We start from the raw sequence: 26,256 nt of genomic DNA, 5'->3' as shown, positions 1-26,256 counted from the left end.
GCTAAAAAACACTTAATTTTAATTTAAGCCATGGTATGATTATGAAATTGTTAGTGAGCTAAAGCTGTGTGATGAAAGGCTTGCTAATAAAAATATTTATTTGTCTAAAGGAGTTACGGAAACAGATGCAGAAGAAAAAATCCGCACGCCATTTGAACAAAGTGGCTGAACTAGCGGCAGCACTGCTCCTATCAGCGAGTCCACTGGCGGGAACTTTCCAGTCAGCCGCTTTTGTTCAAGCTGCCAGTCAAGAAACGGTTAGTCCACGGTCGGCTAGCCGGGCAGCATTGACTAAGTACTTGCAGCAAGAGCAGCGCTATAACGCTAAGAATAGTTAAAGCAAGTTCCAAGAGGCTGCTAAAGAGCAAAGACAGGCTTCTGGCCAAGATGTCAGCAAGAAGAATGAGTCCTCGGTCCGGGTGATTGTCAGTCTGAACAAGTCAGCGGCATTTGATCACACCAGTAAGCCGACTGGATCAGCTGCCTCAGTGAAAAAGATTGAGCAGGCAAGTGACCAAGTCAAGGATGGTCAAGAAAAGGTTATCAAGCAGGTAGAAGAAATGACCGGCAACAAGGTCCGCCGGCAGTTCGGCTACTTGGTCAATGCTTTTTCAATCGATATGGATTTAGACGATATCGACAAGGTTAAGGATCTGCCCCAGATTAAAAACGTTACGCCTGTCAAGGTTTACCACCCGACCGATGAGAGTGCTGATCAAATGGCCCAAGTGCAGGACGTTTGGCAAGAACAAAAGCTCAAGGGTGAAGGTATGGTCATTTCGATCATTGATACCGGGATTGACTCCAGCCACCAGGACTTGAAGTTGGACAGTGGCGTCAGCACCGCATTGAGTAAGAGTGAGGTTGAAAGCGACAAGAGTAAGCTAGGTCATGGGAAGTATTACACGGAGAAGGTTCCTTACGGCTATAACTACGCTGATAAGAACGACCAAATCGTGGACAATGGGTCTGGCGAAATGCACGGCCAGCACGTGGCTGGGATTGCCGGGGCCAATGGCCAAGTCAAAGGTGTTGCTCCTGATGCCCAGCTTTTGGCGATGAATGTCTTCTCCAACAATGCCAAGAATTCTGGAGCCTATGATGACGACATCATTTCCGCGATCGAAGATTCAGTTAAGCTGGGGGCCAACGTTATCAACATGAGTTTGGGCTCAGTTTCATCAGATGTCGATCCAAGTGATCCAGAGCAACAAGCCATAGCAAAGGCATCGGAGGCTGGCGTCATTAATGTTATCTCTGCTGGGAACTCCGGTGTTGCCGGGTCGACCGGAGATGGCAATCCAGTCAATAATACTGGGACAAGTGAACTCAGTACTGTTGGCGCTCCAGGGGTTACGCCAGATGCCCTGACGGTTGCCTCTGCTGAAAACAGCAAGGTGACCACCGACACAGTTAAAGACGAACTCGGTGAGGTCACCTTTAGCTCAAAAGAGGGTGTTGCACCAGTAACAACCCAGCTGGAAAGCAACTATTCCGTTTTAACCAAGAAGCTTAAGCTTGTTGACATGGGCTTGGGCGGTGCAAATGACTATACTGCTGAAAAGAAGGCTGAGGTTAAGGGACAACTTGCAGTTGTTGAACGGGGATCTTACACCTTCTCAGAGAAAGCTGCCAATGCCAAGGCAGCTGGCGCGGCAGGGATCGTCATTTACAATAACAAGGATGACGGCTTAATTTCAATGTCACTGGACGACAAGACCTTCCCAACCTTGGGGATGAGTAAGGCTGATGGGGAAGTTCTGGCTAATGCAGCAAAAGCAGGTAAGAGCATCAAGCTGAAATTCGGTACTGCTTTAATCGATAACCCCAGCGCGGGAAAGATGAGCGACTTTACTAGCTGGGGACCAACGCCGGAACTCGACTTCAAGCCAGAAATTACTGCTCCAGGCGGGAAGATCTACTCGCTGGCCAACGACAACAAGTACCAGCAAATGAGTGGGACTTCAATGGCTTCACCATTTGTCGCAGGTTCAGAAGCATTAATTTTGCAAGGTATCAAGAAACAAGGTTTGAACTTGTCCGGGGAAAAATTAGTACAATTTGCTAAGAATTCAGCCATGAACACTTCGCACCCCGTCTATGACACTGAGCATACCAAGGAAATTATTTCTCCCCGCCGGCAAGGGAGTGGCGAAATCAATGTTAAAGATGCCATCAACAATACGGTTGAGGTTAAGGCAGCCGACGGCAACGGGGCAGCAGCCTTGAAAGAAATTGGCCGGCAGACGACATTTAAGGTTACCTTGACCAATTATGGCAAGAAGACCCAGACCTATGCAGTTGATAATTATGGCGGTCCATACACCCAGGCAACCGAAGCGAAGAGTGGCGAAATCTATGACACAAAGATTGTTAAGGGACAGCTGACGACGGAGACGCCAAAGGTAACTGTCCAGCCTGGCGAAAGCGTGGATGTAAGCTTTACCTTGACCTTGCCATACAGTTTCCAGCGGCAAAATTTTGTTGAAGGCTATGTTGGCTTTGAAGCAGAAGACCAGGCAACACCAAACCTGGTTCTTCCATACATGGGCTTTTTCGGCAGCTACAGTCAAGCGAGTGTCAGCGCACCAATGCTTTATGAAGGTGGCAATTCAAATCTAATCAACACAGTTCAATCCCTGGTTGGCGTCATGGCTTCTAACAACAATGATATTCTCGGTTACACTGGCTATGAGGGTGATGATTACAGCAAGTATACTGATCCTGATCTGATCGCGATTTCACCAAATGGCGATGGTAGCCGGGACTACGCATATCCTGTTCTCTTCTTTGACCGGAACTACAAGGAATACACGGAAACGATTACTGATGCTCAAGGAAACAAAGTTAAGAGCTTGGGCTTTAACAAAGGGGGAACTAAAGATTACTACAATTCTTCAAGCGGCAAGTGGACAACCCACTCACTGGATAAGTGGGATGGCACTGACGCTGACGGCCAAGTCGTCAAGGATGGGCAATACATCTACAAGGTTGAATTTACCCCAGCAACTGGCGGCAGCAAGCAGGAATTGAACATCCCTGTCAAGGTTGATACCCAAGCGCCAGAAGTGAGTGACTTGCAGGTTACCAAAGATGGCAAGCTCCGTTTGAAGGCTAAGGATTCCGGCAGCGGTCTTGACATGACAATGTTTGTTGCGGCAGTAAACGGTGAAAAGCAGACGCTGGCGCTGGCTCCGGTTAAGGGAGAAAGTGATGTTTACGAGTCAACGACTGCCTTGACTGGACTTAAGGACGGCAAGAACCAAGTAGAAACTGTTTTGGCTGACTATGCCGGCAATGTTGGCTATGCTGCAACTTTCTCCAGTCAAAATGACGATGCTGATAACAAGCTTCTTCTCTTTAACTTAGCCGACGGTCAAAAGATCACTAGTCAAAGCACGGCTTACGATCAAGAGAAAGAAACTTACACTGTAACCGGTACTTACAAGAAGAATGCCAAGCTTAAGTTTAATGATGTCGAGGCAGAGAGCGATGAAGATGGCTACTTTGAAGTTAAGCTGCCAGTCAAGGATGGACAAAACCAGCTTTTGATCAAGAATGGGGACCAAACCCTTGAAGCAGTCAACTTCACTGTTAAGGCTGAAGGACCGAAAGTCAGCGTTGACGAAGAAAGCTCAGGCCGCATTTTGGCTAAGGATGATTCCTATACTTTATCCGGGACGGTATCTGGTCTTGGCGAAATCGGCAAACTGGAACTGACAAACTTGTCTGACAAGAGTAAGACTGAGTTAACGGTTGACCAGAACGGCAAGTTCTCACAAAAGGTTGACTTGAACTACGGTGACAATCCTTTTGAACTGACGGCAACTGATGCGGATGGCAATGTTACAAAGAAGGACGTAACGATTTTCACCGCTAGAAGTTACACTTACAATAAGCATATGCTGACTTTTGACAATATCGCCAGCGATCTGACGGTTATTGGTAAGATGACGCCGGGTTACGATGAGAAGAACCACAGCTTCACAATAACGGGTAAACTCGCGTACCCAGTCGCCCGCTTCCAGTTAAACGGGGATGACGTTAAGTACGACCCAGATACTTTGAAGTTCAGCTACACGATCAAAGACTTAAAGAACGGCAACAATTCATTGACTGCTCTGGTGCAAGATCCACGGCTTAATGACGGCAAGCCAGTCGTCGAATGGGGCTACAAGCTCTGGGTTGACTTAACAGCGCCAAGCCTGCAATTGGAAGGGATGTCCTTAGGTGAGGATGGCCAGTTGGCTGTCTACACCAACAAGGATGTTTACGATCTTAAGGCAACGATCAATGACAACTTGAGCGGATACACCCTGCAAGTTGGCAGCGATACAGCCTACCAAGACAAGACTTACGATGTGTTTAACGAAGACTTCTTTAAGAATAGGGATGCAGTCAAGGTCAGCTACCCGATCAAGGCTGAGAAAGACGGATCCCGGAAGGTCAAGGTCACTTTGACTGATATCAGTGGCAACGAAACTGAACAAGACTTTACCCTGTACAACCACCAGGCAGATCTTGAGGCACCGGAGGTTTCCGCTTCAGAAAGCAAGAAGACTAACCAAGCTGTTCAGCTGAAGGTCGAAAATCTGTCCGATGTACAAAAGTCTGCTGGCAAGTTTAAGGCGGCTGATCTCTACTACTCAGTTGACGGCAAGACTTGGACCAAGCTGGACAAGGATACTGTTCAGGTAGCCGAAAACGGAAAGGTTGAGTTCAAGTACCAAGACGTTTACGGCAATGAGTCAAAGGTTACGACTTATGAAGTCAAGAATATCGTCAAGGAAGTCGCTGCCCAGCCGGAATTGAAGCTGACTCCGGATGGAGAAGGCAAGGTCAAGGCTGAGCTTGCTTTTGACAAGGAGGATGTTGACCAGGACTTCAACCACATCAAGTACAGCCTTGATGGTGGCAAGACCTGGACTGACTACAAGGATGCCTTTACGCTGACTCACAACGGAACTGTGGAATTCAAGAGCTATGACGACGCTGGCAATGAGAGCCAAGTATACACCAGCGTGGTCAAGGTAGAACGGAAGCTGCCCGCTCCAGATTTGACTGGCACGGTTGAAGCTGATAAGAGTGTTGAGGTTAAGGCTGGCAACGTTGAACAGGCTGAAAAGGATGCTGACGGAAAAGTAACTTTGCTTTACTCAACTGATGGCAAGGATTGGTCAAAGGTTGACGGCAAAGTTAAGCTGACTGACAGCGACCGGGCTATGTTCAAGTACCGCGACGGGGACGACAACGAATCTGCTGTTGTCGTTTACGAAGTCAAGAAGGTTGTTGAAGAAAAGACTGCCGAGTCTAAGCCGGAAAACAAGGACGATAGTAAGTCATCTGACAAGGATGATAAGAAGACTGACAGCAAGACGACTTCAAAGAGTAGCGCGAAGAAGACTAATGCTAAGAAGAACAAGAAGGCTTCTAAGAAGGCAAGCAAGAAGACAGTTAAGAAGACTAAGACTTACAAGAAGGTCAAGTTGACTAAGCTGACAAAAGTCTACAATAAGAAGGGCCAGGTAGTTGGCAAGCTTAAGAAGAAGACTAGCGTCAAGCTATTAAGCAAGAAGCAAAAGCTTCATGGCAAGTACTACTACCGGGTTGGCAAGAACAGATATATTCTGGCAAGCAGCCTGCCGAAAAAGACTAAGAAGGTTAAGCAAGTTCGCGCAAGGAAGAATGCCAAGGTCTATAACAAGAAAGGGAAGGTAGTTGGCCATCTGAAAAAGAAGCAGAAGGTTAAGCTTTTAAGCAAGAAACAGAAGCTTCATGGCAAGTACTACTACCGAATTGGCAAAAACAGATATGTTAAGGCAAATGTGCTGTAATTAGAGGGAGACAGGTTCCGAAAGGAACCTGTTTTTCTCGTTATAGGCAAGGAGAGAGAACGGGTTGTTAGTTTGATGATATAATCTACATACCTCAACTGGATGAGACTTTGCTTTCTTTACAAGGGCCAGAGAACTTAAGTATGTATGACGGTAAATTTTCCAAAATGTGAAGATGCTTACCTTGTAGATAAAATAGATAGCGAAAAAAGATAATTTATTATTGAGGTAACAAAAATGGCAGAAAAGCAATATGACTTTACACATGTGCCAAAGCGGCAGGGCAATTCCATCAAGTGGGGCGGCTTAAAGGAAAAAGAGCTACCGATGTGGATTGCTGAGATGGACTTTGTCTTTCTTTTGGCTTCCAGCGGGTTCATCATGACATTGCGCAATTCGTGCATGTCCAAAAACGCTTGGAGTCTTCTGGAGTAGACGCCAGTTGCTTCAAAGATAATTTGCGGGTTGGTAACCTGTTTAAGGTCATCTAGCAGCTGATTGAAGCCTCCCGTATCGTTGGAGATGGCATAGTCATTAACTTTTTGGCCATTGACCATAATGCATACGTTAGACTTCCGGCTGCTAACATCAATACCGAAAACAGTTTTCAATAAATCCATAAGAATAAACTTCCGCTTTACTTGGAGATGAGCTGCCTTCACCTAATCCAATCAGATCTAATTTTCTCAACAGGACTTTAATGGCCAACATACTTAGACGAGATTCTCAATTGAATGGTGAAGCTGCCAGTTTTTATTACGACATCGTGTGTCCAAACAGCACACGGCATTGGCTTCATTTCCACTTTAAATAGTAAAAGAAAAAGTGTTGAACGATTACTCCGTCGAGTAATCATCCAACACTAGATTAGTATGTTTTTGGTGTGGGAAGTTTAAGTAGTCAAAAAACGCCGCCCTGGCTGGGGCGGCGTCTTGAGAGTAGTAATTCTTCGCGATTTTGAGATATGTTAACTTTGTACTTAACGTTTTCGAGTTGTGGAGAGTTTAGAGCAGCTGGTAGCGACTCGCATGCTGCTTTTTAACTTGCTCTTTTTTAATCAATTTGGCAAACATCCGGGAGATAGTTTCTGGCGTTGTGCCCAGGTAGGCAGCCAGGTCCTTTAAGGCCAGCGGCAGGGTGATCGTGTCGCTGCCTTTAGCTAGGGCCAGGTCGCTTAAGTAGCTGTACAAGCGGTCTTCCGTCCGGCTGAGGGAGAGGTAAGCCACAGATCGATACTGCTAAGGAAAATGTAAATAGCAGTCAAGCAGCTTATGATGAAGCTACTGCCAAGGTAGCGAAGGTCAAGAAGGTCAACCAGCAATTGTCCAAAGCTTACAAGGCTTATCAGAAATCTCTGAAATCTTCGCGCAAGAAGAAATAATAGTGTTGTGATGATTTAGGTAAATTTAGATTATGCTATTAAAGTATGATTCCGATATTAGATTGGAGTTATGCTTTTTTGGTATCGTCTTAAGTTGTGCGCCACTCTTGGGATGAAGCGGTCGCAATACATGGATGATTTATTTGCGTAAAAGTAATTTGACAAACAGGACTGTTGGATAAAAAATAGGGGGGTGTCTAATTATCAAATAATGAGTGAAAGGAAAGAATCATGGGTAATAAACTGAAAGCTATCAGCAAGATTTCTGTTGCCTTGGCTCTTTTGGGGGCTGCTGTACCTGCAGTAGAAGCCGCACCAACTGCCATGGCCGCGAAAAAGGCCACCAAGAAGGCTAAGAAATCTACAAAGAAAGTTGTCAAGAAGAGTACTAAAAAGGCGAAAAAAGCCAAAAAGACTACTAAGAAGAAGGCTACTAAGAAAGTAGTCAAGAAAACTGCTGCCAAGAAGCCAGCAAAGAAGTCAGTTAAGAAGACGACTAAAAAGTCGGTGAAGAAGGCAGTCAAGAAGCCTGTTGCCAAAAAGCCGGTGAAGAAGGCAATCAAGAAGGGTGCCGCAGACAAGGCTGCCGCAGATAAGGCTGCCGCAGATAAGGCTGCCGCAGATAAAGCCGCTGCAGATAAAGCCGCTGCAGACAAGGCTGCCGCAGATAAAGCCGCTGCAGACAAGGCTGCTGCAGATAAAGCCGCTGCAGACAAGGCTGCTGCAGATAAAGCCGCTGCAGACAAGGCTGCCGCAGATAAAGCCGCTGCAGATAAAGCCGCTGCAGATAAAGCCGCTGCAGACAAGGCTGCCGCAGATAAGGCTGCCGCAGATAAAGCCGCTGCAGACAAGGCTGCCGCTAGTTCCAACTCTGAATCAGCTACGGTAGATAGCTCTTCTAGCTCGGAAACTACTAATCCAACCGTTGACACCCCATTCGCCGGTAAAGCTGTTCACACTATTTATACTGGTACTAATACTTACCTATATACCACTAAAGAGTTAACTACCATTGCCGCCACACCATTACAAGGTGATACCAGCGTAATTGCTTATCCCGATGGCATTACAACGGCCTTAACCGGTAAGAACGCTGGTGACCCAGCTATACCCGTAACTTATAAAGGACAAAACTTGTATTTTAAAGGTACTTTTGAAGGCTTGACTTCAAACGGCTTATATCCAGATGGCTATTACTACGCTTTAACAGACACCACCTTCTACGGTGTGGTTAAGCCAACCGACCCTTCCGTCAAACTTGACGCACCTTTTCTAAACGGTTCCACTTGGTTCTACCATTTTGATGGTGGCATGACGATTTACAGTTATCAAAATAACGTTTGGACTGGCGCTACCTTTTTAAACGCTCAGTAACCACTGATAGATAATAAGAAACATTAATGTGTAGCGCGTCAAGATACGACTTATTCTGCACAACGCAAAAGCCATGACTATTCCCAGTTTGAGAATAGTCATGGCTTTTTAGTGGTGCCGAAACATGGATCAAAAGGCTGCTAGTTTCGCTTAACCCGGCACCAGTAAGCATTCCAAAAAGCGGAATAATTACCGGTACCACGTTAATGCTCACAAACTAACCGATTCATGCCTCACGCTTAATCTGAAAACAACCCCATCAAATCCTCCGCCTGTAAATTCTGTTTGGCCTCACCGCGCACATCCAATTTCTTTGCTGTTAATACTGATTCATCTTACTTCTTATAGTTTTCTGCCAAAAAGTCCTTCATATTCTGTGGGGTATGGCCCGTGATCCGGGTGAAGTCATCAGTAACTCCGTCCATCAAGCCCATGGCTGCTGCCTTGTACATGGAGGCCAGTTCATCCCCGTCGCCTTCAGCCCGGTAGATATTCGCGAATTCTTCTAGGCTGACCGGTTGGTAGCCGATCTTTTCTCTGGTAACTTCAGTCATGATCCGGCTTAATTCAACCATGTTATAGTTCTTTTCCTGGGTCAAAAGGTAAATCTGCCCCTTGTCTCTGAGGTAAGGCCGGACAGCGACATTGACAATAGCTTCCGCACTGTCTTTTCTTGAGATAAAGCTAATCGCCTGATCGCCAACCGGGTAGATCACATTGCCTCTTGCAATCAACTCCGGCAGGTATGGGACCAAGGGGTCAGCGTAAAGAGAATTTTTGACCACGGCATAGGACAATTTGCTGAAGCTAAACGGGCTGGCAGGTAGGCGTAATAGCCTGCCATCTGGAAGGGATTATTAGCCTGGTCAGCCATGAAGCTGACGTCAACCAGGTGCTTGACTCCGGCTTCCTTCATCGCTTCAAGTGAATTCTCGAATTCCTCGATCCGCTTGCTCACGTTATAAGTGATGCTAGGAATGTAAATTAGGACATCCGTCCCGGTAAAAGCTTCGACCATTGATGGAACATCGTAGTAGTCGCTGTGCATGACTTCATAGCCGGCTTTTGCAAAATCTTCAGCCTTTTGCGGGCTGCGGACTGCCAGGCGGATATTCTTGCTATCAGCTAATTTGCTTAATTCTTTAACGACTTCTCTGCCTAAGTGGCCGGTTGCGCCAGTAATCGTGTATTTCATTTTGACTTCCTTACAATTTTTCTCCGCTTATTCTTCTTTACTATTTTCTGCCTGCTTTTTTGCTGCTTCTTTAACCAAAATTGTGTCAATCACGTCCTGCAGGCTGATCTTACCTAAAACCGCCTCCGCCGCGATCTCCGCGTGGGAAAAGTAGTCGGTCAAGGTTGGCTGGATGTTGCCGCCGACAATGCAGTCCGGATTTGTTTCGCGGTCGATTGCAAAAAGGGGACTTTTACCTTCAGTTGCCAGATAGATTTCCAGCAGGCTGATGTCTTTTGGCTCCCTTAATAGCTCTGGATCCGGTGACCCATGGGTCGTCTTGATAAAGCCGGCATCCCTTAAATTCGACATTAACCGTCTCACCACAACTGGCGAAGTATTTAAAGAACTGGCGATGATGTTGCTGGACAGAGTGGTCTTTCCTTTGTAGATCACGAGAAAGGTCAAAAGGTGGATGCTGTCACTAAAGCGGGTTGATACTTTCATTTGTTTTTCTCTCCCAAATAATTAGGCAAGTCATGTAACTTATCTAATTACCAGTATAGTAACTGAAATTGCTAAAATCAAGTTCTTTGTCAGCAAGAGCAGAATGAAGCTTATACCCGCCTGGACGATATCGACTAAGCATAGTACTGCTTTTACACTTTTCTTATAACTAGCTGGCCCAAGATAGAAGGATGAGAAACTATTATAGATTCCTGGCCAAGAAAAAGAGGAAAGCTGTAGCTTTTACCTTTACAATGGCTAAGAAAGAGTTTATGCTAAGTCGAGAAACCATTTAAGTTACATGAATGCCCTGCGAGATGGAGGGGAAAATGATCGAATACCGCGATGTCGGGATGACCTATGGAGACAATGTCATCTTGAAGCAGATAAATCTTACAATCAATGACGGGGAGCTTTTTGTCTTAGTCGGCCCCAGCGGGAGCGGGAAAACGACTTTGCTCAGAATGATCAACCGTTTAACAGAACCAACTCATGGCGATGTCTACTTAGACGGCAAAAGAGTCAAAGACCACGACCTGCGCCAGCTCCGCCTGCATATGGGCTATGTCCTTCAGACTAGCAGCCTTTTTCCTAACTTAACGGTTGGCGACAATATCACTATCCAGCTGGAAGAAGCCGGAGTCAAAAAGGTTGAACGAAAGAAGCGGGCCTTAGCATTACTGGCCCAGGTTGGCCTGGAAGGGGACAAGTATATCTCCCGGCTGCCCAAAGAACTTTCAGGCGGCCAGCAGCAGCGGGTCGCTATCGCCCGGGCCATGGCCAGCCAGCCCAAATTGATCTTGATGGACGAATCCTTCAGTGCCTTGGACCCGGTCCTGCGCCGCCAGCAGCAAGAGCTCCTACTTGACCTGCACCGGCAAAGCAAGACCACGGTTGTCTTCGTGACCCACGACATGCAGGAAGCCTTGCGTTTAGGGGACCGGATCGGGGTTATCCAGGATGGCTGCCTGCTGCAAGTCGGCAACCCGGAAGAAATCGTGCAAAAGCCCGCCAACTCCTTTGTGGCTGACTTCTTCAAGAGCGCCCGGCCACGGCTGGGCACTATGCTTGAGCTTTTGGCTAGTCCATACGTAAATAGAATTACAGAAGAGAATCTGCCGGAAGTTGAGGAAGTCGAAGAAGTCACGGGATTAGCTGAAAAAGCTGGCTTTTTGCAATTTGCCTACCAGGGAGCAGGTTACCAAATCAAGTCCAGCGACCTGTTGCACTACTTTGGAAAATGGGGGGACTAAGAGATGAGTGAATTGATCAATACTATATCGTCGCACCAAGGGCAGATCTGGCAGGCTTTAGGTGAGCACTTGCTCTTATCCATGGAAGCTCTCTTGCTTTCTTGCTTGATCGCCATTCCTTTAGGGATGCTCCTGGCCCACAGCAAAAGAGCCGGGGAAGTGGTCTTCCAGATCACCAGTATCATCCAGACCATCCCCAGTCTGGCCCTGCTCGGTCTCTTGATTCCTTTTGTCGGAATCGGGACGACTCCGGCCTTGATCGCCTTGACTGCGTACGGGATCATGCCAATCTACCAGAATACCTACTCGGCTTTAAGAAATATCGATCCCAACTTGGAAGAAGCGGCCGATGCCTTTGGCTTAAGCCGCTGGAAAAAATTATCCCGCCTGGAATTCCCCATTGCCCTGCCCATAATCCTTTCCGGCGTCAGCATTTCCTTAGTCATGATTATTGGGACAGCCACGCTAGCTGCCATGATTGGGGCCGGCGGGCTTGGGACCTACATCATGATCGGGATCCAGCAAAACAACAACACCTATATCTTGATCGGGGCTGGTCTGTCAGCTGTCTTGACTTTGGCCATGTCTGGCCTGCTCAAGTTCATGGCCTCATCCAAAAAGCACTTCCGTGTCACAGCCGCCGTCCTGGCAATTTTTGCCATTGGCTTAGGAGTTAGCCAGGCTCCGAAACATTTTACCCCGAAGCAAGAGGAAGTCGTCATCGCTGGCAAGCTGGGGAGTGAACCAGACATTTTGATCAACATGTACAAGGACTTGATTGAAAGGGACAATCCTCATGTCAAGGTGACCCTTAAGAACAACTTTGGCGGGACCAGCTTCCTGTTCAATGCCTTAAAGACAGGCAAAATCGACATCTATCCGGAATTTACCGGGACGGTTCTGCAAGGCCTGGCTAAAAAGAAGGTGGCCACTCCGCATGACCCGGCTAAAACTTACCAGCTGGCTAAAAAGCTGATGGCTGAGGAGGACCAGCTGACTTACCTGCCGCCAATGAACTATCAGAACGGCTACGACTTGGCGGTTACGAAGGCTTTTGCCAAGAAACATAATATTAAGAGCTTAAGCGACTTGGCGAAAGTGGACGCTTCCTTAACCGCTGCTTTTGACCCGGACTTTGCCAACCAGCAGGATGGCTACCTGGGATTAAAGAAGGAATATGGCCTGAACTTCAAGGTTAAAACTATGGAACCTGCTCTGCGCTATAAGGCAATTGCCAGCGGCAAGGTCGCAGTCGTTGACGGCTATACGACCGATCCCCAGATCAAGCAGTATGACTTAGTCGCCTTAAAGGATGACAAGAGCTTTTTCCCGCCATACCAAGGGGCGCCTTTGCTGAAAAATTCTTTTGCCCAAAAGCATCCCGGCGTCGTCAAAAGCCTGAACAAGCTTGCTGGCAAGATTACTGAAGCTGAAATGCAGGAAATGAACTACGAGGTGACCGTCAAGCACGAGAGCGCCAGCAAGGTGGCCCGCCAGTACCTGAAGCAGCATGGTCTGCTCTAATTAGAAAATTGGTAGGTACTTTTTCTGCAAAAAAGCTTGAAAATAGTTAGAAAAGCATTAAAATGTAGATGTGATTACATCCATGAAAGGAGTTGCTCTCTTGACAGAACACTATTTAAACTATGTCAATGGCGAATGGCGGGACTCCGCTGACGCGATTGAAATTTTCGAACCAGCAACTGGCAAGTCCCTGGGTACTGTACCTGCCATGTCCCACGAAGATGTGGACTACGTAATGGACAGCGCCAAAAAGGCCCTTCCAGCCTGGCGGGCCCTCTCATACGTTGAACGGGCCGCATACTTGCAAAAGGCTGCGGACATCCTTTACCGGGATGCTGAAAAGATCGGTTCTACCTTGTCCAAGGAAATCGCCAAGGGCCTCAAGTCCTCTATCGGCGAAGTAACCCGGACGGCGGAAATCGTTGAATACACGGCCAAGGTCGGCGTAACTTTGGACGGGGAAGTTATGGAAGGCGGCAACTTTGAAGCGGCAAGCAAGAACAAGCTGGCTGTTGTCCGCCGGGAACCAGTCGGCCTGGTTTTGGCAATTTCACCCTTCAACTACCCGGTTAACCTGGCCGGCTCAAAGATCGCGCCTGCTTTGATGGGCGGGAACGTGGTGGCCTTCAAGCCGCCGACACAAGGGGCAATCTCCGGTCTGCTTTTGGCCAAAGCCTTCGCCGAAGCTGGCCTGCCAGCCGGCGTCTTTAACACCATTACCGGCCGGGGCCGGGTTATCGGCGACTACATCGTTGAACACCCGGCAGTCAACTTCATCAACTTCACCGGTTCCAGTGCTGTCGGCAAGAACATCGGCAAACTGGCCGGGATGCGGCCAATTATGCTGGAACTTGGCGGCAAGGACGCGGCCATCGTCTTGGAAGACGCTGACTTGGACTTGACGGCCAAGAACATCGTTGCCGGCGCCTTTGGCTACTCCGGCCAGCGTTGTACCGCCGTTAAGCGGGTTCTGGTCATGGACAGCGTGGCTGACGAATTGGTTGAAAAGGTGACTGCTTTGGTCAAGGATTTGACGGTCGGGATGCCAGAAGAGGATGCCGACATCACTCCTTTGATCGACACTAAGTCTGCCGACTACGTACAAGGCTTAATTGAAGAAGCCGCAGAAAAGGGCGCTAAGCCTTTGTTTGACTTCAAGCGCGAAGGCAACCTGATCTACCCAATGGTCATGGACCAAGTGACGACTGACATGCGCCTGGCCTGGGAAGAACCATTTGGGCCAGTATTGCCATTCATCCGCGTCAAGTCAGCTGACGAAGCTGTCAAGATTGCCAATGAATCAGAATACGGCCTGCAAAGCTCCGTCTTCTCACGGAACTTTGAAAAAGCCTTTGCCATTTCAGGAAAATTGGAAGTGGGCACAGTCCACATCAACAACAAGACCCAAAGAGGTCCGGACAACTTCCCATTCCTGGGCGTAAAGAGCTCAGGGGCAGGCGTACAGGGGGTCAAGTACTCCATTCAAGCCATGACCCGGGTCAAGTCCGTTGTCTTCAACATTGAAGGCTAATTTTAAAACAGTAAATTTGACAAGATGTCTGCTTGAGAAAGTCCGCTTTGGCGGACTTTTTTTGTTTTGTAAAAGTTTAAAAAGTCTAATTATTTTGTTAGCATTTTTTCAGAAATAATGGTAAATTAAACAAAAGAATTCAGACAGGAGAGTGCACTATGCCAATTACTTTAGATAAACAGTTAGCCGCCATTGATGTGTTAAGGCAGGAGAATATTTTTGTCATGGACTCGCAAAGAGCCCGGACCCAGAACATCCGGCCTTTAAAGATTCTGGTGGTGAACCTGATGCCTAAGAAGTCCAACACGGAAGTGCAATTGCTCCGTCACCTGGCCAACACGCCCTTGCAGCTGGAAGTGGAATTCCTCTACATGGCCAGTCATAAGTCTAAAAATACTTCCAACGAATACCTGGAAAACTACTACCGGACCTTTGCCGACATCAAGGACAAGCGCTATGATGGGATGATTATTACTGGCGCCCCGGTTGAACAGCTGCCTTTCCAGGAGGTCGACTACTGGAGCGAGCTCTGCCAGCTGATGGAATGGTCCAAGACCCATGTCTACTCCAGCCTCCACCTTTGCTGGGGAGCGCAAGCCGGGCTTTACTATCACTTTGGGATCGACAAGCAGCCTCTGGAAAAGAAGCTGTCCGGCATTTATGAGCAGGAAGTAGTGGGGACCAGCCCCCTTCTTCGCGGCTTTGACGACTCCTACCGCTGTCCGCACTCCCGCTATACCACGATTTACCCAGACCAATTAAAGAAGTGCAGTCTGCAGATTTTGGCGGAGGGGCCGGAAGTCGGGGTTGCAATCGCGGCTAGTGACGACTTGCGGCAGATCTACAGCTTTGGCCATTTGGAATACTCCAGAGACACCTTGTCTGAGGAATACCATAGAGACCTTAATGCCGGTATCAATCCGCTTTTGCCGATTAACTACTTCCCGGATGACGATCCGGAGAAAAAGCCCCGCCTGACATGGAGTCTGGCCGCCTCAACCTTCTTCAGCAACTGGATCAACTACGCCGTTTACCAGGAAACGCCATACGACCTGGCAGAACTGGACTAAAAAGAATTTGGACAAAAAGAAATCTGCCCCTACCAGGGAGGCAGGGACAGATTTCTTACTTGTGAATAAAGTCTAGAAGCGGTAATTCCGCCGGTCGATTTGGAAGTACTTGTCGTTTTTGGACATCTTGTTCACCAGATAGAAGGAGATGAAGAAAAGGACGGCGATGAAGGCCAGGAAGATCCACTGCCCTTCGGCGGAATTAAGGGAAGCCACGTAGTCGTAGCTGCCGTGCAGGGCGGCTGGCACGACGATAGCCAAAACGCGGAAGAACTTGGACCGGATGTTTTTGCCCAGGTAGGCGTAGCCGCGGGCCAAGCCATAGAAGATCCCCATGAAGACGCCGAAGCAGGCGTGGCCGGGAACGGCCGTTACAGCCCGGACTAAGGCGGTAGAGAAGCCGTAGATCATGACGTAGGAGATATTTTCCCAGAGGGCAAAGCCTAGGGCCACGAAGACAGCGTAGACAACCCCGTCATACTGGCAGTTAAATTCCCGGCTGAACCAGGACCGGCGCTTTAAGAAGAAGTACTTGGCTCCTTCTTCAGCGTAGGCAACGATCACGAAGTACATGATGACGTTGTAGATTGGATCTTTTTGCGAGACATAAGAAGTTAAAACGCCATTGGCGATCCATTCAAGGATGCCGGCAACCACCGCTGACCAGATCCCCCCGGTCACCATTTTCCACAAAAGGTAGGGGCTTTCCGGCTCCAGCCGGTCAGATTGGTAAACCTTGATCATTAGGAAGATGGCGGGGGTAACCGCGGCCAGGATAAGGAGCCAGTTGTAGAATAAAACTGGTTCTAGGAAGAAGAAAAACATGTTGGACCCACTTTCTATTCTTTGGATATAAATCTATCTATTCTTTGGATATGAATCTAGTTTACTCGCAAGCGGGGCTTTTTTTCAAGAAAGGAACAATAATGACCAAAATATTAGTGACAGGTTTTAACCCCTTCAACCATGAAAAAATCAATCCAGCCATTGAAGCAGTGAAATTGCTGCCAGAGGAAATCGCTGGCTGTGAGATTATCAAGCTGAAGCTGCCGACCAGCTACCAGAAAAGTGGGAAAAAGCTGCAAGCAGCTGTTAAAAGAGAAGAGCCAGACTTTGTCTTAAGCATGGGCCAGGCCGGTGGCCGGGCCTGTTTGACTCCAGAACTAGTCGCCATCAACTATGATGATTGCCCGGTCGCGGACAATGACGGGGAAAAGCGGGAAGGACAGGCGATTGATCCGGAGGGCCCAGCGGCTTACTTTACCCAGCTGCCGGTTAAGGAAATGGTCAAAGCTGTTAAAGCGGCGGGCATCCCGGCTGAAGTGTCGACCACGGCCGGCTGCTTTGTCTGCAACCATGTCATGTATTACGCGCAGAGCTTGAGAAAAGAACATCCGGGGATGCAGGCGGGCTTCATTCATATCCCTTTTTTGCCAGAGCAGGTGGTCAATCGGCCAAATCAGCCATCAATGGCTTTGGAAACAATCGTGACCGGCTTAGCCGCGGCAATTGCTGCATTTTTGCCGGGCGGGTACTAGGAAGAGTTAAATTTTTGGGAAAATAACGGCAAAAGTTTGGAAAATAAGGAAATCGCTGTCATCGGCATAAAATCAGCTTTCACGCTTAAAATGGTGCTATAATAATCTTAAGTAAAAAAGCGCTTTACAGAAAGAAGGCTGGTTAAAATGAGAAGCACGGAAGAAACCATGTTGATGGACACCATGATTGCCAATGGCGTCAGCAACAAGATGACCGAGCAGGCAACTGGTCTTGCAGCTCCAAAGCCGGTGCAAAAGAAAAATGCAGCTAAGCTGGAGACGCGTGACATGTTGCTGGCCAACGGGGTCGACGAAGAAATGGCCGACCTGGCGGCAGATCTGTAATTTAATTGAATAGTTTAGACCTGGCTTTCTTAGCCAGGTCATTTTTTTGCAATCGTCCAGGCTACCTCAAAAGGTTGGTAAATGATAAAATCAACTGGTGAGGAATGCATATGACACAATTTATTGAAAAAATTTCAGCCTTAGCCAAGGAATTTGCTGATCCGGAACTGGGCCGGCAAGTGCAAGAGATCAAAATGATCGATGAGTGCGTATCTAGCCAGCGGATGCTGCTGTTCGCGCCAGACCGCTTAGGCATCAGTGATGACCGTTTTGCCGAGCTGACCTGGGAGCTGCCTGACTGCCAGATCAAGGACCTGCGGGCTTTAAACAACCTGCTGAACAATGTCCGCCAGTACCTGTCCCTGGAATATGGGATCTGGTCACTGCCAAACATGGAGACGGCCCAGCTTTTTAAAAACGAATTAGGGATTGAGACAGCCCTTGAAGTTATGGCTGGCAACGCCTACTGGTCTAAGGCCTTGAGCGAGGCCGGAATTCAAGTCTGGGCCACGGATTCTTTAGAATGGTCCAGGAGCTCAAAGACCGGGAAGAAGCCTTTTTACCCAGTTGAAAACCTGCCAGCTGACCAGGCAGTCATGAAGTACGCGACCTGCGACATGATTCTCTGCTCCTGGGCGCCGAATTTCGGCCAGGCGGATTTGGAACTGATCGCTGCCAAGCAGCACTACGCTCCAGCTGCGCGCCTCTTTTTCATCGGGGAAAAAGGGGTGACCAATTCCCCGGAATTCTGGACCAGAAAGCATTTCGCCAAATCAAGCGAACTGAGAAAGATTAACCGCAGCTTTAAGTCCTACGACTTTATCAAGGAAAAGTTTATTGAGGTGAGCTGATGAAAAGGTACAAACTGTTTGTTATTTTGTCCACCTTTTTCCTCTTCATCATGATTGGCATCGTCTACTCCAACATGCAGTCCCAGCTGGCTGACCAAATTCTGCAGGCGCAGGGGATGAGCATGGAGGCCCGGATCGTCAAGCCGAAGAAGACCATGACAATTGCCTCCTTCCTTAAGTGGATCAAGAAAGAATTCCCTAAGGAAAGCATCCAGATGCAGTTCAAGAGCAAGGAGGACAAGAACCAGGTCTTGATCTGGTCACAAAACCGGGACCTCAACTACTTCCCTGTTTCCAGTGGCCGCTTTTTCAGTGAAGATGACTTTAAAGGGCAGGTCACCATCGCGGCGGTCTCCCCATCTTCAGCGGCTTCCCAGATCAAGACCCAGGGCAATACTTACTTGATCGTCAACGGCCAGTACTATTCAGTTGTCGGCAGCCTTAAAGCTGTGCCATACCAGTCCAGCAAGGCCTACTACTTGACGACGGGGGTTAAGCAGGAAACCGGGCAAAGCCGGATAAACCACTTTACCTTGTACGTGGACGCCAGCAGCCAGACGATCGGCAAGATCGCCAGCCACTTAAAGAGTGAGACCTATTGGCCGGACTTCGTCAAGCGGGGCCGGCAAAGAAGATTGACACTTCTCATGCCAGAAGCCCTCTTGATCCTCTTTTTGCTGGGCGTGGGGGTCCTTTTGATGGGTCTTATTGCCTGGCTGACTTGGAAAGAAACTGATTTGAGCCATGTTAAGGGAGACCTGTTGCCCAACCTCCTCTTGAACCGGAGCGGGCGTTTTATCGTCTTTATGGTCCTGGAAGCTTTTACCTCCTACTTCCTCTTGGTGTGGAAGGCCTACTACAGCAACCAGAGCATTTTAGGCCTGCTTTTGCTCGGGACAGTCGTGGTTGAACTGGCAGTATATGTTGGAATGATGGTTTATATGTACAGAAAGGGGAAACAGGCGGATGATTGAGATCCCAGACCAGTTTAAGGAGAAATTTACGGGTCTGCTTGGCCAGGAAGAAGCCGGCAAGCTGCTTGAGTCATTGGCTGAGCCAAGCAAGAAGGCCTACCGGATCAATAGTTTGAAAAAGGGAGCAGTGGCATACCCGCAAGAAGAGGTGGTGCCCGGCATCCCTAACGCTTATTACGGTGAAGTCTCCGGCAAGGACCCGGAATGGACAGCTGGCATGGTTTACTCGCAAGACCCGGCAGCCATGTTCCCGGCCCAGGCAATTCCAGTTAAGCCAGGTGACAAGGTTTTGGACTTATGCGCGGCTCCCGGCGGGAAAAGCACGGCTTTAGCCCAGAAGCTGCAAGGTGAGGGCTTATTGGTAGCCAATGAAATTTCGCCGTCCCGGGCCAAAATTTTGCGGGAAAACCTGGAGCGGTGGGGCGTAGCAAACGCTGTCGTTACGAACTGCGACTCTTTTGCCTTGAGCGCCCGTTTCCCGGGATTTTTTGACGCGATCTTAGTGGACGCGCCATGTAGCGGGGAAGGGATGTTCAGAAAGAGCGAGGACGCCATCAAGTACTGGAGCCAGGAGAATGTTGACCTCTGCGCAGACCGGCAAAGGGAAATTTTGACTGAAGCGGTTAAGATGCTGAAGCCGGGAGGGTATTTGCTCTATTCGACCTGCACCTTTTCACCAGAAGAAGACGAGGAGATCGTCAGCTGGCTGCTGGATGAATATGGCTTTAAGCTTTTGCCAATTGCGGCAGAGAAAGCCGCGCCTGGCCGGCCGGAATGGGGCAACGGGGATGCTAGTTTAGCAAACTGTGCCCGTTTTTGGCCACAGGACGGTGTTGGTGAAGGGCAGTTTGTCGCCAGCCTGCAAAAGGCAGCTGGCGAAGAAAGCTTTGCAGCTGAAGCAGGAGAAGTTTTTTCTCCGGTCAGAAAAAACGAGGACAAGAAGAAAAAGGTCAAAGGCAAGAATAAAGGGAATAGAAGCAGCCAGGAGCGGCCAAGCAAGGAAGAGTACGGCTATATCAGTGAAGCTATAGCCGGCTTTAACTGGCCGGAAAGTCTGGCTTCCTGGCCAAGCCAGATGCTGAAGAGCCAGGATCATGTCTTTGTCCCGGCCCTTGAACCTGAACAATTGAAAGGGATCAAGGTCCTTAACAACGGTCTGGAACTGGGGATTTTGAAGAAGAAGCGCTTTGAGCCAAGCCACCAGCTGGCGGAAGTTTTAGGTCAAGTTGACCAGGAAAGAGTGGTTGACCTGACTGAAGACGAGTATGACCACTACCTGCATGGGGAAAGCCTGCAAGTTGACTCCAGCTTGAAGGGCTTCGTCTTGGTTTCCTGCCGGGGGATGATTTTCAGCTTTGGGAAACTCTCTGGCAAGGGACAGCTGAAGAATTACTATCCTAAGGGTTTGCGGCAATAGCAGATTAGCTTTATATAATTTTTTATGCGAAAAGGAGACAGCATGATGAAGGCAGCCCTGGTTGGGTGTTCAAATCCTTTAAAAGCAGCATATCGGCCAGTTGTTGACCAGCTGGTAAAGATCTTGGAAGACCGGGGACTGGAAGTCGTGGTCAGTCAATTTTTGACCGATGATACATTAATCGGCCGGGGAGAAAAGCGGGCCAGGGAACTGGAAAGTTTCTTCCTGGATCCAGAGATGGGGCATATTTTTGACATTTCTGGCGGGGACTTGGCCAATACGGTTTTAGGGCACTTGGATCTGGATCAGATCAAGGACAGCCAGGCGGTCTTTTACGGCTACAGCGATTTGACCACGATCTTGACGGCCCTGGCCAAAAACGACAACCAGGCGGTCAACTTCCAGCTGCGCAACTGCCTGGTCAACAAGGATTTGCTGAAGAGCGGCTATTTTGACCGCCTGTTGGCAGGTAAAGAAGCAGCAAAAGAGCTCGATGAGCTAGAAGTTACTTTTGTCCGGGGAAGTAAAATGGCAGGGCCAGTTTACGGGGGCAACCTCCGCTGCCTACTGAAACTGGCTGGGACGCCTTACTGGCCCGATTTTACTGGCAGCATCTTGCTGCTGGAGGCCTACCGGGGCCAGCCGGAGCTGGTAGCTAGTTTACTTGAGCAATGCTGGGAGACCGGGATTTTTAACCAGATCAGCGGCGTTTTACTGGGGACATTCAGTGAGCTGGACAAGTTAAAGGAAAGCCAGTTGCCAGCAGAGATTCTCCTGGACCTGCTGCCAGCACATGTCCCAATCGCCAAGACGGAATTTATTGGCCACCGGCCGGATGCTAAGGCAATAAGGCTGGGTCAAGAGTGCGCTTTCAAGAAAGTTGGCGTATAATATAAGCATAAAACCGCCCGCTAAGCCCCGTAGAAATCGGGTGATTATGATGCTTAGCGAGAAAATTATTGACTTGTTGGTATGCTTTGTAGCATTCGTTGTATTTGCAATTGTCGTTTCTATCTATCCAGAGGAAATGTTTGCATTGTTGATCGCGACCGTTCTTTTGATCGGCATTTATGCTGTAGCTAAGGAACTGGTAAAGGACTGGTTGAAACACAACCATCGTTTTGGGGTATGACGGGCGGAAAATAAGCGCGGACTGGATTAATGCTAGACCGCCTTTTTGTTTTGAAGCGGAGAAGATTATGGAATACGAATACAGACTGGTTGACCGGGATCTGGCCGTTGACGGAGTAAAAAGGCTCTTGCCAGATGTAGTTTGGAAAATTGCCAATACGGAACTGGTTGAAGGTATTGGACTGCCAGAGGTTCAGCTGGTGAGGGAGCTTTTTTAACCGAAATACTTACACGTAAGATGCAAGTAGCTCTTGAAGGCAGTACTTCAGTTGATAATTATGAAGACAGAATTTTGCTGGGACTTTCATCTCTTTACGGTATTGAACTGATGGAAGATAATTACCGCATGTTGCGGCATAACTTGTATCAAACCTTTGCGGTGAACTATCTTAGAGGACTCAAAGCAAAGGGGCAACCAGAACATGGCAAACCTAAGGTTTTGAAAAGTGCTAAAACCATAATTTTCGCCAACATGGTTCAAGGCAACACTCTGACTTATAAGAACGTTCATGATCAGCCTATCGTGTTCAGTGAATGGGCTTCATATAAGCAAGAAGGCCGGATTTGGGTTAAGCGCACAACTCAGACTTTTGAGTCGATTGTTGAAGGCGAGCAGACTGATAATGGTTTAGTCGTTCCTGAAGATTCACAGCTCGACTTATTTACTGATTTCGATCCAGATACCCATGAGGTAAAATCGAAGGATTCTTATCTCCAATATAAGCCTGTTCAGATTGTTGACGTCTACAAAGAAGAGTTAGTTGATACAAACAAAGAATAAGCGAAAAATGCATCCCTAAGTATGATTTTTCATACCAGGGATGCATTTTCTTGTTCTATCGGAGCTTTTCCTTCATGGTAAAATAAGGCTGTTAGTAAGTGGGTGCTAGTTTTTTATGGAGAAGGCTATTGACTGAATTAGAGTTAAGAAGGGCTAACGTAGGGGATGCGGAAAGATTGCTTGAAATCTACGCTCCTTATGTGGAGAAGACAGCAATCACTTTTGAGGATGAAGTTCCACCTATTGGCGAATTTCAAAACCTGATTTTAAAAACTCTGCGGATCTATCCCTATCTAGTCGCGCTTAAAGATGAAAAAATCGTTGGCTATGCCTATGCTAGTGCATTTAAGGAGCGGGCAGCTTATGACCATAGCGTGGAGTTGTCGATCTATGTTGATGCTAATGTCCGTCACCAGCATGTAGGCAGATTTTTATATGACGCGATGGAAGACTGCTTAAAGAAGCAGGGAATTCTCAACTTGAACGCCTGCATTGCTGCTCCTATTGGTGAAGATCCGTATCTGGATGACAACAGCATTCGTTTCCATGAGCACTTAGGCTACAACTTTGTCGGCCGTTTCCACCAGTGCGGCTATAAATTCGGCCGCTGGTATGACATGGTCTGGATGGAAAAGATGCTGGGTGAGCATACCGTGCCTGCACCAGCGATCATTCCTTTTCCGGAGATGAAAAATGATTAACGACATCAATATCCTGGATGACTACTTAGGCCCCCGTGACTTGCCAGCTTTGACCCCGGCAGCCTTAGAAGAAAAATATGGCATCCCCCAAGCCGACGCTTTCGTTTTATTTGGCGGCAGTATTTTGCCCGGCGGGGATATTTTCGCCGCGGCTAAAAAGGCTGAGATTGCCAAAAAGTACATCATCGTCGGTGGGCATGGCCACACGACTGATGGCTTGCGGGCCCAGGCAAAAGCCGTCTTTCCAGATCTGGAAGTTGATTCTTTATCAGAAGCGGAGATTTTTGCCGCCTATGTACAAAGAAAGTACCAGATTACTGCCGATTTACTTGAATGCCGGTCGACCAATTCTGGCAACAACATCACTTACTTGTTAGATCTGCTTAACCGGTATAATATTGCCCTGTCATCGGTCATCCTCTGCCAGGACGCGACCATGCAGCTGCGCTTAAGCGCCGTATTACGTAAGTACCGGCCAGAGCTGACCATCATTAATTACGCGTCTTACCAGGTTCATGTCTTGGAAAAAGACGGACAGCTGGCATATGATAAGAAGATCCCTGGCATGTGGCCAATGGATCGTTATATCAGCCTGCTCATGGGTGAGATCCCGCGCTTAAGGGACAACAAAGATGGTTATGGGCCGCTTGGGAAGGACTATATAGCGCATGTGGACCTGCCAGCTTCTGTTGAAGGGGCTTTTTTCCGCCTGCTTAAGGAATATGGCGGCTCTGTCCGCCAGGCTAACCCGGCATATAAGAGCTAGGTTGAAAAATGGACGTAGAAGAAGAGATTTTTGCTAAAAGACAGTGCAGGTTTAATAAGCTGGCCGCCTATGGCTTCAAGAAAAATGGTGATGACTATTATCTTGAAGTTCCCTTGAAAAGTGCTAATTTCCTCGCAAAAATTAGAATTTCTTCAGCTGGTAAGGTCAGCGGTAACGTCTATGATCTTGATACTGGGGAGGAATATCTTTTACTCCGCGTTGAAAGTAACACGGGCAGCTTCAGCGCCGTAGTCAAGGCGGAATACAGGACGATTTTGCAGGATCAGAGACGACCAAACCGTAGCGAAGTTCTCAACTTATGTTAACCCCTTGGAGAAAATTAATGATTACGTCTCTCATCTGACCGGCATCAGCAATTACCAAACTGATGCCGCTCCCTTGATTGATGAAGTTATGCCAGACTTCTTGGACTTTGTCGGCGACGATACCTTGGTTGGCCACAATATACTTAGTTTTGACTGCAATGTTTTGGCCGATAACGGCTATCCGGTGGCTAATCCGAAACTGGATACCTTGCTTTTGGCCAATAGTTACAAAAAGAGGGGTCTTTTTGCAGCTCCTATCCCTAACGTCAGACTGTCGACTCTGAAGGATTATTACGGGATCAATATCAACTCCCACATTGCCATTAGCGACTGTATTACCAACAATATCGTTTACCAGAAGCTCCGCGATGGCGATTTAGCGAAAGCCACGGAAATAATTGATTTTACCCCCAAGCCGGTTGACTCCCGCCTGGCTGGCCAGAGTTTTGTGATTACCGGCCAGTTCCGCCAGGCAACCAGATATGAGCTGACCAGTTTGATTCAAAGCCACGGCGGCAAGGTGACCGGCTCGGTGTCCGGCATGACTGACTACTTGCTAAAGGGCGAGCTGGATCATGTCACCAGCAAGTGTAAAAAAGCTGCTGAAAAAGGGACGGCAGTGATCGGCTATGAGGACTTAATGTTGCTTTTACAGAAATAAAATAGAGCTTTCAGAATTTTTCTGGAGGCTCTATTTGCATCTTAGGGGGCGATTTTTGCATCTTACCGGAAAAGCTGGGACAAGACCGGTAAAAAACGATACGATAATATTGTAAAAGAGCCAAAGAGAAAGAAGATGGCCAGCATGAAGGTTAAAGTTGAGCTGAATAAAGACCAGGACTTGCCCCTGGCAGTGATCTATACCGACAAAATGACTGAAGAGGTTGAGCGGGCAGTTGCTTTCCTGGAAAGCAGCCCAAGCTCTGGCCCGTTAATCGCCCAGCAGGAAGATCGTCTGGTCATCATCAAGCCTAGTGACGTCATCCTTGTCCGGGTCGAAGGCGGCGATACGGTCATCTACACCGGAAAAGGCAAGTATTTTTCCAGAAAGCGCCTGTATGAGGTCTACCAGCAGCTGGGCCAGGACTTCATGCAGATTTCCAAACAAGCCGTCGTCAACTTGACCTGCCTGGAAAGCGTTGAAGCATCTTTTAACGGGACCATGTTTCTTCGTTTAGAGCATGGCCTGTCTGATTACATTTCCCGCAAATACCTGCCCGCTTTTAAGCAGTATTTGGGGCTCTAGGAGGGGAGTAAAATGTCTGCCAAGAAAAATATCCTGGTCAGTTCCCTAATCGGAATTGGCATCGCCGCCGTCTCGTCCTGCCTGGTCAGCTTGTTTCTTTTAGCAAAAGGAGCCGGCAGCTTGATCATGACGGTTGCTGAATATACTCAGATGTTGGCCGGCATCATCTTGGTCGGCCTCGGTTTTGGCCTGCCCAGCATCGTTTATCAAAATGACAAGCTGGCACCAGCCTACCAGGTCTTAATCCACATGGGAACTGGCTGTCTGGTCATGACCCTGGTCAGCTTTTGGACTGGCTGGATCCCGGTTAAAGCCGGCTTTTGGCCGGCCTTCTTGACTATTGCCGGTGAAATCGCCGTTGCCTTTATCGTCTGGCTGATTTTTTACCAGCAGGAAAAGAAGCTGGCCCGGAAGATGAACAACCGGATCAAGCAACTGAAAAAGTAACAATTAGGCAAGATTGGAAGAAATTCCAGTCTTTTTTCATATAAACAGGAAAGTTGAACTTGTAAAAAATAAGTAGTATTGTTTG

The 26,256-nt window shown here is 48.1% G+C and carries 23 protein-coding genes and 3 pseudogenes; 21 read left to right on the top strand and 5 right to left on the bottom strand.

Annotated elements, in window-relative coordinates:
* Positions 1-125: 125 nt before the first annotated feature.
* Positions 126-5,834 (top strand): annotated as a pseudogene (locus LJ046_RS07020) (S8 family serine peptidase).
* Positions 5,835-6,181: 347 nt separating this feature from the next.
* Here the strand turns inward: LJ046_RS07020 and LJ046_RS10035 are convergent.
* A pseudogene (locus LJ046_RS10035) lies at positions 6,182-6,454 on the bottom strand (IS110 family transposase); the annotation flags it as partial.
* A gap of 384 nt (positions 6,455-6,838) precedes the next feature.
* Entirely contained in the window at positions 6,839-7,060 is a 222-nt protein-coding gene (locus LJ046_RS07005; protein WP_002878394.1) for a helix-turn-helix domain-containing protein, read from the bottom strand.
* 386 nt (positions 7,061-7,446) lie between these two features.
* Here LJ046_RS07005 and LJ046_RS10445 point away from each other — a divergent pair, with 386 nt between their 5' ends.
* A complete protein-coding gene (locus LJ046_RS10445; protein ID WP_231127999.1) occupies positions 7,447-8,589 on the top strand; it encodes a hypothetical protein in 1,143 nt (380 codons plus the stop codon).
* A 335-nt stretch (positions 8,590-8,924) separates the two neighbouring features.
* Here the strand turns inward: LJ046_RS10445 and LJ046_RS06995 are convergent.
* Together LJ046_RS06995 and LJ046_RS06990 are read right to left on the bottom strand one after the other, a co-directional pair.
* A pseudogene (locus LJ046_RS06995) lies at positions 8,925-9,784 on the bottom strand (SDR family oxidoreductase).
* A 27-nt stretch (positions 9,785-9,811) separates the two neighbouring features.
* Entirely contained in the window at positions 9,812-10,270 is a 459-nt protein-coding gene (locus LJ046_RS06990; protein WP_002880387.1) for an Rrf2 family transcriptional regulator, read from the bottom strand.
* Between the two features lie 329 nt (positions 10,271-10,599).
* Here LJ046_RS06990 and LJ046_RS06985 point away from each other — a divergent pair, with 329 nt between their 5' ends.
* The 4 genes from LJ046_RS06985 (at position 10,600) to LJ046_RS06970 (ending at position 15,648) form a co-directional block, all read left to right on the top strand.
* Positions 10,600-11,523, top strand: a complete 924-nt coding sequence (locus LJ046_RS06985; RefSeq protein ID WP_002880384.1) for an ATP-binding cassette domain-containing protein — start codon at positions 10,600-10,602, stop codon at positions 11,521-11,523.
* Positions 11,524-11,526: 3 nt separating this feature from the next.
* Positions 11,527-13,047, top strand: coding sequence for an ABC transporter permease/substrate-binding protein (locus LJ046_RS06980; RefSeq protein WP_035176923.1), 1,521 nt, complete (start codon positions 11,527-11,529; stop codon positions 13,045-13,047).
* A gap of 100 nt (positions 13,048-13,147) precedes the next feature.
* Positions 13,148-14,578, top strand: a complete 1,431-nt coding sequence (locus tag LJ046_RS06975; RefSeq protein WP_002880378.1) for an NADP-dependent glyceraldehyde-3-phosphate dehydrogenase — start codon at positions 13,148-13,150, stop codon at positions 14,576-14,578.
* A gap of 158 nt (positions 14,579-14,736) precedes the next feature.
* Positions 14,737-15,648 (top strand): homoserine O-succinyltransferase, encoded by a 912-nt coding sequence (locus LJ046_RS06970; RefSeq protein ID WP_035176921.1) that lies wholly within the window; start codon positions 14,737-14,739, stop codon positions 15,646-15,648.
* 72 nt (positions 15,649-15,720) lie between these two features.
* On the opposite strand, the gene LJ046_RS06965 is transcribed toward LJ046_RS06970, so the two are convergent.
* A complete protein-coding gene (locus tag LJ046_RS06965; RefSeq protein ID WP_002880376.1) occupies positions 15,721-16,473 on the bottom strand; it encodes a PrsW family intramembrane metalloprotease in 753 nt (250 codons plus the stop codon).
* A 101-nt stretch (positions 16,474-16,574) separates the two neighbouring features.
* On the opposite strand from LJ046_RS06965, the gene pcp reads away from it, so the two are divergent.
* From pcp to LJ046_RS06895, 15 genes are all read left to right on the top strand, one after another.
* Positions 16,575-17,186 (top strand): pyroglutamyl-peptidase I, encoded by a 612-nt coding sequence (gene pcp / locus LJ046_RS06960; RefSeq protein WP_002880374.1) that lies wholly within the window; start codon positions 16,575-16,577, stop codon positions 17,184-17,186.
* A 147-nt stretch (positions 17,187-17,333) separates the two neighbouring features.
* Positions 17,334-17,531, top strand: a complete 198-nt coding sequence (locus tag LJ046_RS06955) for a hypothetical protein (protein WP_002880372.1) — start codon at positions 17,334-17,336, stop codon at positions 17,529-17,531.
* 110 nt (positions 17,532-17,641) lie between these two features.
* On the top strand, positions 17,642-18,382 hold the full coding sequence (locus LJ046_RS06950) for a hypothetical protein (RefSeq protein WP_002880370.1): 741 nt from the start codon (positions 17,642-17,644) through the stop codon (positions 18,380-18,382).
* Positions 18,382-19,356, top strand: coding sequence for a hypothetical protein (locus LJ046_RS06945; protein ID WP_002880368.1), 975 nt, complete (start codon positions 18,382-18,384; stop codon positions 19,354-19,356). The genes LJ046_RS06950 and LJ046_RS06945 overlap by 1 nt, the downstream gene beginning before the upstream one ends.
* Positions 19,349-20,773, top strand: coding sequence for an RsmB/NOP family class I SAM-dependent RNA methyltransferase (locus LJ046_RS06940; protein ID WP_002880366.1), 1,425 nt, complete (start codon positions 19,349-19,351; stop codon positions 20,771-20,773). The genes LJ046_RS06945 and LJ046_RS06940 overlap by 8 nt, the downstream gene beginning before the upstream one ends.
* Positions 20,774-20,815: 42 nt before the next feature.
* The gene (locus tag LJ046_RS06935) at positions 20,816-21,664 is read left to right on the top strand and encodes an LD-carboxypeptidase (RefSeq protein WP_035176917.1); all 849 of its coding nucleotides are present in this window, start codon (positions 20,816-20,818) and stop codon (positions 21,662-21,664) included.
* A 46-nt stretch (positions 21,665-21,710) separates the two neighbouring features.
* Entirely contained in the window at positions 21,711-21,905 is a 195-nt protein-coding gene (locus LJ046_RS06930) for a hypothetical protein (RefSeq protein WP_002880363.1), read from the top strand.
* A gap of 67 nt (positions 21,906-21,972) precedes the next feature.
* Positions 21,973-22,122 (top strand): hypothetical protein, encoded by a 150-nt coding sequence (locus LJ046_RS10200; protein WP_002880356.1) that lies wholly within the window; start codon positions 21,973-21,975, stop codon positions 22,120-22,122.
* Positions 22,123-22,142: 20 nt separating this feature from the next.
* Positions 22,143-22,685, top strand: a complete 543-nt coding sequence (locus LJ046_RS06925; RefSeq protein ID WP_072557726.1) for a methylase — start codon at positions 22,143-22,145, stop codon at positions 22,683-22,685.
* Positions 22,686-22,813: 128 nt separating this feature from the next.
* Positions 22,814-23,386: a GNAT family N-acetyltransferase gene (locus tag LJ046_RS06920; protein ID WP_002880352.1), complete on the top strand. Its 573-nt coding sequence runs from the start codon at positions 22,814-22,816 to the stop codon at positions 23,384-23,386.
* The gene (locus LJ046_RS06915) at positions 23,379-24,152 is read left to right on the top strand and encodes a YdcF family protein (protein ID WP_002880350.1); all 774 of its coding nucleotides are present in this window, start codon (positions 23,379-23,381) and stop codon (positions 24,150-24,152) included. Before LJ046_RS06920 ends, LJ046_RS06915 begins: the two co-directional genes overlap by 8 nt.
* Positions 24,153-24,160: 8 nt before the next feature.
* Positions 24,161-24,478: a hypothetical protein gene (locus LJ046_RS06910; protein ID WP_002880347.1), complete on the top strand. Its 318-nt coding sequence runs from the start codon at positions 24,161-24,163 to the stop codon at positions 24,476-24,478.
* A gap of 4 nt (positions 24,479-24,482) precedes the next feature.
* Positions 24,483-25,139 carry a 3'-5' exonuclease gene (locus tag LJ046_RS06905; RefSeq protein WP_002880344.1) on the top strand — a complete coding sequence of 219 codons (657 nt, stop codon included), beginning with the start codon at positions 24,483-24,485 and terminating at the stop codon, positions 25,137-25,139.
* Between the two features lie 144 nt (positions 25,140-25,283).
* The gene (locus LJ046_RS06900; RefSeq protein WP_035176936.1) at positions 25,284-25,724 is read left to right on the top strand and encodes a LytTR family DNA-binding domain-containing protein; all 441 of its coding nucleotides are present in this window, start codon (positions 25,284-25,286) and stop codon (positions 25,722-25,724) included.
* A 12-nt stretch (positions 25,725-25,736) separates the two neighbouring features.
* On the top strand, positions 25,737-26,171 hold the full coding sequence (locus tag LJ046_RS06895) for a DUF3021 domain-containing protein (RefSeq protein ID WP_002880340.1): 435 nt from the start codon (positions 25,737-25,739) through the stop codon (positions 26,169-26,171).
* Positions 26,172-26,256 lie beyond the last annotated feature (85 nt).

This window comes from Lactobacillus delbrueckii subsp. jakobsenii ZN7a-9 = DSM 26046 (genome assembly GCF_001888925.1).
GTDB lineage: Bacteria > Bacillota > Bacilli > Lactobacillales > Lactobacillaceae > Lactobacillus > Lactobacillus delbrueckii.
The sequence above is the reverse complement of the archived record's forward strand: the minus strand, read 5'-3'. Positions and strand labels throughout refer to the sequence as shown.